Source organism: Kitasatospora sp. NPDC057015 (assembly GCF_042673745.1).
GTDB lineage: Bacteria > Actinomycetota > Actinomycetes > Streptomycetales > Streptomycetaceae > Kitasatospora.
In genome coordinates, this window is record NZ_JBHUSG010000002.1 from 363,268 (window position 1) to 373,640 (window position 10,373).

At 72.4% G+C, this 10,373-nt stretch carries 7 protein-coding genes; 6 read left to right on the forward strand and 1 reads right to left on the reverse strand.

Annotated elements, in window-relative coordinates; translation table 11 throughout:
- Positions 1-218: 218 nt before the first annotated feature.
- From ACFTWP_RS03280 to ACFTWP_RS03290, 3 genes are all read left to right on the forward strand, one after another.
- Positions 219-1,247: a threonine/serine dehydratase gene (locus ACFTWP_RS03280; RefSeq protein WP_380262106.1), complete on the forward strand. Its 1,029-nt coding sequence runs from the start codon at positions 219-221 to the stop codon at positions 1,245-1,247.
- Positions 1,248-1,607: 360 nt separating this feature from the next.
- Positions 1,608-2,375, forward strand: coding sequence for a thioesterase II family protein (locus ACFTWP_RS03285; protein WP_380262108.1), 768 nt, complete (start codon positions 1,608-1,610; stop codon positions 2,373-2,375).
- 38 nt (positions 2,376-2,413) lie between these two features.
- Positions 2,414-3,196 carry a BTAD domain-containing putative transcriptional regulator gene (locus ACFTWP_RS03290; protein WP_380262110.1) on the forward strand — a complete coding sequence of 261 codons (783 nt, stop codon included), beginning with the start codon at positions 2,414-2,416 and terminating at the stop codon, positions 3,194-3,196.
- 271 nt (positions 3,197-3,467) lie between these two features.
- Here the strand turns inward: ACFTWP_RS03290 and ACFTWP_RS03295 are convergent, their stop codons facing one another.
- Positions 3,468-6,533 (reverse strand): amino acid adenylation domain-containing protein, encoded by a 3,066-nt coding sequence (locus tag ACFTWP_RS03295; protein ID WP_380262113.1) that lies wholly within the window; start codon positions 6,531-6,533, stop codon positions 3,468-3,470.
- A gap of 390 nt (positions 6,534-6,923) precedes the next feature.
- Here ACFTWP_RS03295 and ACFTWP_RS03300 point away from each other — a divergent pair, with 390 nt between their 5' ends.
- From ACFTWP_RS03300 to ACFTWP_RS03310, 3 genes are all read left to right on the forward strand, one after another.
- Complete coding sequence (locus ACFTWP_RS03300) at positions 6,924-7,751, forward strand: hypothetical protein (RefSeq protein WP_380262115.1); 828 nt, start codon at positions 6,924-6,926, stop codon at positions 7,749-7,751.
- Positions 7,752-7,795: 44 nt separating this feature from the next.
- Positions 7,796-8,551, forward strand: a complete 756-nt coding sequence (locus ACFTWP_RS03305) for a thioesterase II family protein (protein ID WP_380262116.1) — start codon at positions 7,796-7,798, stop codon at positions 8,549-8,551.
- Between the two features lie 46 nt (positions 8,552-8,597).
- Positions 8,598-10,373 (forward strand): type I polyketide synthase (locus ACFTWP_RS03310; protein WP_380262118.1); only part of this gene is annotated, 1,776 nt, incomplete at its 3' end.

Here is a 10,373-nt window from a genome sequence, read left to right on the forward strand (position 1 = left end):
GGGCCGCGAGCGCAACCCTTACTTCTCACCCGCCCCGGGGGTCGCACCACCCCTGCATCCGCCCGCCCCGGGGGCCGGCCCCTCCCCGGACCCGCCGGGTCGAACTCCGCCGAAACCGTCAACTCCCGCCGCCCTAGCCGGATTTTAGACGGGCTGTCAATCCTGTGCTGTGCACTGCCCGGCGCCGCCGACACGGGGGCCCTGAGAGGGAGAGGCACATGACCGGAACCGAACCGATGACGGACCCGGCGGCGAACCCGGCCGACCCGGAACTGCTGAGCCGCGAGGGCGTACTGCGGGCGCAGGAACGACTCGCCCGGCGCCTGCCGATGACACCGGTGGTGCGCAGCGACGACCTGGACGAACTGGCGGGCGCCCGGCTGTGGCTGAAGGCGGAGAACCTGCAGCGCGGCGGCTCGTTCAAGATGCGCGGAGCCCTGCTGGCGGTCGAACGGCTGGCCGCCAACGGGAGCCGCGGCGTCGTGGCGCAGAGCACCGGCAACCACGCCATCGCCGTCGCGCTGGCGGCCGCGCCCTACGCGCTGCCCGCCGTCCTGGTCCTGCCGGAGGACGCCGCGCCCGTCAAGATCGCCCGGATCAGGGCGGCGGGCGCCGAGGTCGTCCAGATCGGCTCGACCCTGGCCGAGCGGATCGCCCTGGTCGAGCGACTGCGCGCCGAGCGCGGGCTGGACGTCATCGACCCCTACCAGAACGCCGACGTGGTGGCCGGGCAGGGCACCGCCACCGCCGAGCTGCTGGCCCAGGTCGAGGCGGCCGGCGGCCGTCTGGACGCGGTGGTGCTGCCGGTCGGCGGCGGCAGCGCGGTGGCCGGCGCCTGCCTGGTGACGGAGGGTCAGAGCATCCTGGTGTTCGGCGCCGAGCCGGTCGCGGTCCCCGCCCTCACCGAGGCGCTGCGCGCCGGGGAGCCGGTGACCGTGGCGGCCCGCCACACCATCGCGGACGGCCTGCGCCCGGACCGGATCGGACAGCTCGCCTTCGAGCTCGCCCACAAGCGGCTGACCTCCGTCCTGACCGTCGAGGAGGAGGACATCGCCGAGGCCATGCGGCTGACCCTGACGCACGCCCGCCTGCTGGTGGAGCCGGCGGCGGCCACCTGTCTGGCGGCGGCACTGCGGATCGCGGCCGACGGCTGGGGCGACGACATCGGCGTGCTGCTGTCGGGCGGCAACGTGGAGACCTCGCTGGTGGCCTCGGTGCTCGCGGGGGCGCCCGTGGGCAGGAGCTGACCCGGCCGGCGGCCGGGGCGGTCCCGGCCCGGTGCGGCGGCCGGGGCGGTCCGGGTCGGGGCCGGAGCCGGGACGGAAGGACCAGTGCGGCCGTCCTAGCTGACGTGCCGACACATTCGTTCTGTATCAGCCCATTTGACGCCCCCGGAAGCGGGCCCGAACACAACCCCTTACCGTCGATCCACCGCGCGAACCACCGCAGAGCGGGATGGATCCGACGAAAGCGGTACTAGGGGTCGGAGCGGGTCGAGGAGTAGGGGACCGATCGGGGTTACGGGCGTCGTTCCGGCCTGCTTAGACTCCGCGTGTTCGACGAAGCGGGCGGATCTCTTCCGGCGCTTACTCAGAGGGGAGAAGTGAATGAGCACATTCACGAATTCCGGCGGGGAGTGGGTCCGCCGGTTCCATCCGTCCGACGCGAGCGACGTCCGGGTGGTCTGCTTCCCCCATGCCGGGGGATCCGCCAGCTACTACTACCCGATGTCGGAGGCGCTCTCGCCCGGCATCGAGACGCTCGCACTGCAGTACCCGGGACGCCAGGACCGGCGCTCCGAGACCCCCATGAACAACCTGGCCGAGATCGCCGACGCCGCCTTCGAGGCGCTGCGCGCCTGGAACGACCGCCCGCTGGTGCTGTTCGGCCACAGCTTCGGGTCGATCCTCGCCTTCGAGGTGGCGCGGCGCCTGCAGGACGAGGCGGGCACCCCGCCGGCCTGGGTGTTCGCCTCGGGCTACCCGGCCCCCTCGCGGCTGCGCGGCGGCACCATCCACCTGCGCGACGACGCCGGCATCATCGAGGAGCTCCGCGTCCTGGGCGGCACCGCCCCGGTGTGGCTGGAGGACGAGGACTTCATGGCCTCCGTGCTCCCGGCGCTGCGCGGCGACTACACCGCGATCGAGACCTACCCGACCGCACAGGCCGAGGGCGTACGGCTCGACTCGCCCCTGACCATGCTGGTCGGCGACGTCGACCCGCACGCCAGCCTGGACGAGGCCGAGGCGTGGAGCGCGCACACCACGGGCGAGTTCGACCTGCGGGTGTTCCCCGGCGGCCACTTCTACCTCGACCAGCACGGGCCGGAACTCACCGACCTGGTGTCGACCACCGTCAAACGGATCCTGGGCTGAGGGCTCCGGGACTCAGGAAGAACTAGGGGGACGACGCCGTGAAGTACGAGCTCTTGGGGACGCTGCGCGTGGTGGACGGAGACCGCCACTCCTTCATCAGCGCGCAGAAGGTGGAAATCCTGCTCGCGGCCCTGCTCATCAACTCCGACCACGTGGTGACGGCCGACCACCTGATGGCCGAGATCTGGGGCGAGAACCTTCCCCGGCGGGCGACCGCCGGGCTGCACGTCTACATCTCCGAGGTGCGCAAGTTCCTCGGCCGCCCCGACCGCGCGGAGGGGCCGATCGTCACCCGCTCCCCCGGTTACATGCTGCGCCGGGGCTCGGACGTCCTGGACTCGCAGCAGTTCCTGGAACTGTCGGAGGCCGGCCGCCGGCACCTGCGCGGCCAGCGGTTCGAGGAGGCCATCGACAGCTTCGAGCAGGCCCTGGCCCTCTGGCGCGGCCCGGTGCTCGGCGACATCGGCCAGGGGCCCATCCTGCGCGGTTTCGCCACCCGGCTGACCGAGCAGCGGATGGACTGCATGGAGATGCTGGTGGACACCCAGCTGCAGTTCGGCCGGCACCGCGAGCTGGTGGGCCTGCTCTACACCCTCACCGCCGAGAACCCGCTGCGCGAGACCTTCCACCGTCAGCTGATGCTGGCGCTCTACCGCTCCGAGCGGCGGGCGGACGCCCTCAAGGTCTACCAGTCGGCGCGCCAGACCCTCATCGACGAACTGGGCCTGGAGCCGTGTACGCCCCTCCAGGACCTGCACCGGGCCATCCTGCGCACCGACCACCAGGCCCTGGAACTGCGCGCCGTCGCCGTCGCCGTCTGACCCCCGGCCACCGCCCTCCTCGACCCCGGAACCCGAACTCGCCCTGATCGATCGCCGATCAGGGCGAGTTCGCCGTTCCCGGCCCCGCCGGCGGACCGGTTCGCGCCGGCCGGGCCGGTCCCACCGGTCCCGCACAGGATGCCGGAGCAGCCGCGGGACGGCGGGCCACACGCAGGGCGGCGGGGCGCGGCCACCGGTCCGGAGCCCGTGGGCCCGGTCCGGTGGCCGCGCCCCGCCGTGGTGAAACGGGTGACGCGGTCGGGCGGCCGGCTCAGCCCGCCTGGGCCGCCCTGATGTGGTCGGCGAGCGCACCGGGGGTGGGCGTACCGAACAGGTCGGCCAGCTTGACGGTGACGCCCAGCCGCTCGTCGATCTGCTGGACCAGGCTGGCGCCCAGCAGCGAGTGGCCGCCGTGGGTGAAGAAGTTGGACTCGGCGCCGATGTCGTCACGCCCGAGCAGTTCGCGCCAGAGGGCGATCAGGGAGCCGGTCAGCTCGTCCGAGCCGGAGTCGCCCACCGCCGCCCCCTCGCCCTGCGGGCGCCCGCGGTGGTGGTCGGCGGCCATGGTCTCCAGCACCAGGTAGTCCACTTTCTCGTTGGCGTTGGTCGGGAAGGACGCGACCACGATGAAGTCCTGCGGAACGGCCGCCCGGGGCAGCTCGGCCCGGGCGAACTCCCACAGGTCCGAGGTGATGTCGCCCTCGGCGGCCGACTCCACGAAGGCCACCAGCCGACCGTCGGCGCTGCGGTCGCCGACCACGACGGCCGCGGCGCCGTTCACCTGCGGGTGACCGAGCAGGGTGGCCTCGATCTCGCCGAGCTCGATCCGGTTGCCGCGCAGCTTGACCTGCCGGTCGGCGCGGCCGAACAGCTCGATGGTGCCGTCCGCGTTCCACGCGCCGAGGTCGCCCGAGCGGTAGAAGTGGCCGTGGACGGGGTGGTCGCCGAAGCGCTCGGCGTTGAGTTCGGGCCGGCCGTGGTAGCCGAGCGAGACGCCGTCGCCGGCGATGCACACCTCGCCCCGGACACCGACCGGCAGTTCGCGCCCGTCCGGGCCCAGGACGAACATCCGGATGTTGGAGATCGGGCCGCCGACGTCGATGCGCTCGCCGAGGTCGGCGGGGACGACGCCCCAGGTGCACCAGGTGATGGTCTCGGTGGGGCCGTAGGCGTTGACCGGTTCGCAGCCGGTGGCCAGCAGGCGCCGGGCGAGGGTGACCGGGACGGGTTCGGCGCCGGTCACCACCCGGCGTCCGGCGAGCACGTCCTCGACCTCGTCCAGGACCATCCGCAGCGTCGTCGGCGTGGCCTGGATCACCGCCGGGTCGTGGCGCTCGATGAGCTCGCGCAGCACCTTGCCGTCGGTGCGCGCCTCGTCCGGCGCGATGACGATGCTCCCGCCGGAGTACAGCGGCGTGTAGTGCTCCAGGTTGGCCATGTCGAACGCGAACGTGGTCATCCACAGCGTGGCGTCGTCCGGCGTCAGGCGCAGCCGCTCGGTGTAGTCGGCGGCGATGTTGGAGATGGCGCGGTGCGGCAGCAGCGCGCCCTTGGGCCGGCCGCTGGAGCCGGAGGTGTAGATCAGGTACGCGCAGGCCTCCCGGTCGACCGTGATGCCGGGCTCGGCCGGCGGGCCGTCCAGGGCGGTGTCGGCGATCGGGGTGAGCTCCAGCCTCGTCATCGCGGCGCCCTCCGGCAGCGCCAGTTCGCGGTCGGTGAAGACCGCCTTGGCGCCGGAGTCGCCGAGCAGGTAGGCGACGCGCTGCGCCGGGTGCTCGGGGTCGACCGGCAGGTACGCGGCGCCGGCGAGCCACACGCCGAGCACGGTGGCGGTGAGCTCCGGGGAGCGGGCGGCGGCGATGGCGACGATGTCGCCGGCCGTGGTGCCCTGGGCGCGGAGCACCTCGCGGGTGGCGACGGCGGCGTCCCACAGCCGGCGGTAGCTGACCTCGCGCTCGCCGTGCCGGACGGCGACGGCGTCGGGCCGGGTGCGGACGTGCCCGTGCACGGCCTCCAGCACGTTGCCGGGCTCGAAGACCCGCTCGGTGTCGTTGGCCGCGCCGATGACGGCGTGGTCGTCCTCGTTCCAGACCAGCAGCTCGCCGTTCGGGCGGTCCGCGTCCGCCGCGAGGGAGACCAGCAGGGCCTCGTAGCGGCGCACCAGGGCGGCCACCTCGGTCTCGGTCAGCTTCTCGGTGGAGTAGCGGGCCGTGATGGTGATGGCGTCCGCCGAGGAGGCGACGAAGAACTCCAGGTCGAACTTGCTGTAGCCGTTCTCCACCACGACGGGCCGGGCCTTGGTGCCCGCCATCTCGAAGACGGCCATCTCCAACTGCGGGAAGTAGTTGAACAGGTGGCGGCAGATCCGGTTGCGCCAGGAGGAGCCGGCCCGCGGCACGAGCTCGGAGATGCTGTCGACCGGGACCCCGAGGTGGGCGAGGGCGCCGAAGTAGGTGTCGCGGATGTCCCGCACCAGCGTCCGGAAGCTCTGCGCGGGGTCGACCTTGACCCGCAGCGGCAGCACGTTGGTGTGGTGGCCCACCAGCCGGGGGTCCTCACGGGGCCGCACGCTCACCGGGGACCCGACGGTGATGTCGGGGCCGGCGCCGTGGGCGGCCAGCAGCAGGTCGAAGGCCGCCAGCATGACGACGGCCTCGGGGGCGCGGACCTCGCGGGGCAGTGCCTGGACGGCGGCGCGGGCCTGGTCGGAGAGCGTGTACGTGAGCTGCTCGCCGCGCAGGGTCGGGTCCGGTGTGTCGGCGGCGCCGACCCACAGGTCGAGGTTGCCGGGGTCGAAGTCCTCCAGCTGGTCCCGCCAGAACGTCAGGCTCTCCGCGGCGGGTTCGGGCTCGTGGTAGGCCGGGGCCACCACCAGCAGGGCCTCGTCCGGCTCCGCTCCGGCGACGAACGCCTCGTAGGCGCTGACGAGTTCCTCCATCAGGAGGGTGCCGGAGATGATGTCGTAGACGAGGTGGTGGAAGGCCAGACAGACGACGTCGCCGTCCGGGTGGTGGAACAGTCCGGCGCGCACCAGCGGCCGGCCGTCGAAGCGGAACCGCCGGGTGAGGAACGGGCGGAGGGCGACGTCGAGTTCACCCGGTGCCGCGGTGAAGTCGTCGAACTCCTCGAACTCGACGGAGAACTCCTCCGCCCCGACCACGCCCTTCATGAGTTCCGCGCCGGTGGCGAAGTACACGGTCCGCAGCACCTCGTGCCGGCGCAGCAGGGTCGAGACCGCGCCCTGGAGTGCGGGGAGGTCCAGCCTCCCGTCTGCTTGGAACGCCAACGCCAGGTTGTTGGCCGCGCTTTCGGGAACCAGCCGCTCCAGGAGCCACATGGCCTCCTCTTTGCGGGTGGCCGACGAAAGGTCACGGGTGGTTCGAGTGCTGGGATTCGCTGCGGGTACCAATCGGTCCTCACTCCCCTACCGGCCAGATGTGAACCAATTCACACAGTGCTGGCGCCGCCAGTTTGCGACAGCACGATACGGGCGCGGACCGGAGGGCGGGCACCCCTATTCGACGGCCGGGCGTTTCGCCTGGCACGGCGCCCGCCGTGGGGCCCGGGGGTTAGGGGTACCGGTATCGCCTAAACCGGGGTTTGCACCACCCCGACCGGCCAAGGGTGTTCGGATCCGGGCCGCCTCCTAGGGGTACTAGGGGCTATGGACGGGCTCTAACAAGCCCTAGGCTCCAACGAGTTCACGGTCGGCGACCAAGGAGCGACGATGACCGAGTCAGGTGCCTGGAAAACCCTGGTGGACGGCGACGGCGAGCGCGGAGTTGTACTCGCGGTCGACTTCGACACCACCGGCCGACCGGAGGCACGATTTTCCGATCTGATGGCGCAGGTGAAGTCCGACTTCGCCGTCTGGGAAACCGTTCCGCCGGCCGCGGATTCCGAGTTCGCCCGTTCGGGCGCCGGATATGTCGAGTACTGGGCCCGTCACATCGAGAACTCCGGGAACCGCCCGCAGGTTCGCGCGGTGATGGGATTCTGTGCGGGTTCCGTCTACGCCGCGGCACTGGCCGAGCGCGTCGCCGAAATCCAGGGCAGCGAACCGCTGCTGCTGCTTTTCGACCCCGAGCTCTCGACGGCCCAGACCCTGATGTGGCAGTTCCACAAGGTGATCGGATTCATGTCCGCCACGCTTTCCGCGGAGGACATCGCCGAGGCCCGCGAGATCGGCCAGCAGGCCCACGACACGACCCCGCACGTGGGCGAGCTCAAGGACGAGCTGATCCGCCTGATGCGACGCTTCGGCGAGCCGGCGCTCGCCCGCGTGGGCCTGGACGAGGCCCGCCGCGAGGAGCTGTTCGAGGTCTTCGACTCCTTCCTCAGCTACCTCGCGGTTGCGGCCGAGATCGACCCGCGGGAGCGCTGGAAGTCGGCTATCGCCCTCAACTCCACCAGCCCGCTGAGCGGTCTGAACGCCATGCGCGCCTCCGGCGTGGAGATCGAGGTCGCCGAGGAGGTCGTGATCGACGTGGACCACGGCACCATGCTCGCCGACGCCGACCTGGCCGCCGCCGTCACGCGCCTGCTGGACATCTGACACCTGATCACCGATCGCGCACGGAGACACGGAGTGGGGCGACCATGCACACGATGACGGCCTACCTGCCCTCCACCACGGAGCGGTTCGGGGGCACCCGGCTGTTCTGCTTCCACCACGCGGGCGGCGCCGCCTCGGCCTTCGGCGACTGGCAGCGGGAGCTCGGTCCGGACGTGACCGTGCTGCCGGTGCAGTTGCCCGGCCGGGAGCGGCGTGCCGCCGAGCCGCGCTTCACCGACATGGCCGCCCTGGTCGCCGACCTGGACGAGAACCTGGATCCGCTGCTGGACGAGCCGTTCGCGTTCTACGGCCACAGCATGGGCGCCATCGTCGCGTACCACCTGACCCGCCTGCGGGCCGCCCGCGGCCGGAGCCTGCCGGTGCGGCTGATGGTGGGCGCCTACCCGCCGCCGCACCGCCCGGCGACCGCCACGGCGGCGCTGGATCTCAACGACGACCAGCTCGCCCGTTTCCTGGTGGACATCGGCGGGATGTCCGAGATGCTGCTGCGCTACCCCGACTGGGTGCGCTCCGCGCTCGCCCTGGCCAGGGACGACCTGCGGGTGTGCGTGAGCGCCCCGCCGCCGGGGGACTTCCGTCTGCCGTGCCCGATCGAGGTGTTCGCCGGCGAGAAGGATCCGCTGCTGCCCCTCGCCGACGTGTCCGGATGGGCCGAGCACTCCAGCGTGAGCTGCCGGGTGCACCCCATTCCGGGCGGTCACTTCTTCACCCAGGAGTCCTCCGCCGAGTTCCTGGCGAAGGTGGCCTCCTTCTTCACCGTTCGCTTGAGCCGTCGTTAACGGGCCGGTCAGCGGCCCCTCTGATTGTTGACTTGTGGGAGCACTCATGCCCGAAGAGGCCGTCGCCGTCATCGGAATTTCCTGCCGACTCCCGCAGGCCCCGGATCCCCGGGCCTTCTGGGACCTCCTGCGCCGCGGCGCCAGCGGTATCACCGCCGCTCCCGCCGACCGCTGGGACGAGGGGAGCACCGAGGGCGGGCACCCCGCACACGGCGGGTTCCTCGACCGGATCGACACCTTCGACCCGGCCTTCTTCGGGATCGCGCCGCGCGAGGCCGCGCTGATGGACCCGCAGCAGCGGCTCATGCTGGAGCTGGCCTGGGAGTGCGTGGAGGACGCGGGCGTCGCCCCGACCGCGCTGCGCGGCACCCGTACCGGTGTGTTCGTCGGCGCGATCGCCGCCGACTACGCGACGCTGCTGAGCCAGCGCGGACCGGACGCCATCACCCCGCACACCGTGACCGGGCTCAACCGCGGCATCATCGCGAACCGGGTCTCCTACAGCCTCGGCCTGCACGGCCCCAGCCTGACGGTGGACGCCGCCCAGTCCTCGGCCCTGGTGGCCGTGCACATGGCGTGCGAGAGCCTGCGCAGCGGCGACTCGGAGCTGGCCATCGTCGGCGGCGTCAACCTGATCCTCGCCCCGGACAGCACCCTGGGCCTGACCCGCTTCGGCGGGCTGTCGCCGGACGGCGTGAGCTACACCTTCGACGCCCGGGCCAACGGCTACGTGCGCGGCGAGGGCGGCGGCGCCGTGGTCCTCAAGCCGCTGGCGGCAGCGCTGGCCGACGGCGACCACGTCTACTGCGTGATCCGCGGCAGCGCGGTCAACAACGACGGTGCCACGGACGGCCTGACCGTGCCGAGCCCGGCCGCGCAGGAGGCCCTGCTGCGCCGGGCGTACGAGCGCGCCGGCGTGGACCCGGCCGAGGTGCAGTACGTGGAGCTGCACGGCACCGGCACCCGGGTCGGGGACCCGATCGAGGCCGCGGCGCTCGGCGCCGCGCTGGGCACCGCCCGCCCGGCCGGATCGCCGCTGCTGGTGGGCTCGGCCAAGACGAACGTGGGGCACCTGGAGGGTGCGGCGGGCATCGTCGGCCTGCTGAAGGCGGTGCTGGCGGTGGAGCACCGGGAGCTCCCGGCCAGCCTCAACTTCGAGACGCCCAACCCGGACATCGACTTCGACGGGCTGAACCTGTCGGTCAACACCGCCCTCGGTCCCTGGCCCGAGGGCACCCGTCGTGCCGGCGTGTCCTCGTTCGGCATGGGCGGCACCAACTGCCACGTGGTGCTGGAGGAGGCGCCGGTCCGGGAGTCCGGTCCGGTGGTCCGGGTGCCGGCGCCGTGGCAGCTGTCCGCCCGGACGGAGGCCGCGCTGCGCGGCCAGGCGCGGCGGCTGAAGCAGTCGGTGGCGGACCGGCCCGGGCTGGAGCCGGCCGACGTGGCGTTCTCGCTGGCCTCGGGCCGGTCGCTGTTCGAGCACCGCTCGGTGGTCGTCGAGACCGGGGACCGGGCGGACACGCTGGCGGCGCTGGCGGCGATCGCCGAGGGGCGTCCGCATCCGGACGTGGTGTCGGGTCGGGCGGACGGCGGGAAGCTGGCGTTCCTGTTCACCGGTCAGGGCTCACAGCGGGTCGGGATGGGCCGCGAACTCTACGCCAACCACCCCGAGTTCGCCGCCGCCTACGACGAAGTCCTCGCCCACTTCGACCCCGCACTGCGCGACATCATCAACACCAACCCCGACAACGCCCTCCACCGCACCGAACACACCCAACCCGCCCTCTTCGCCCTCGAAACCGCCCTCTACCGCACCCTCCAA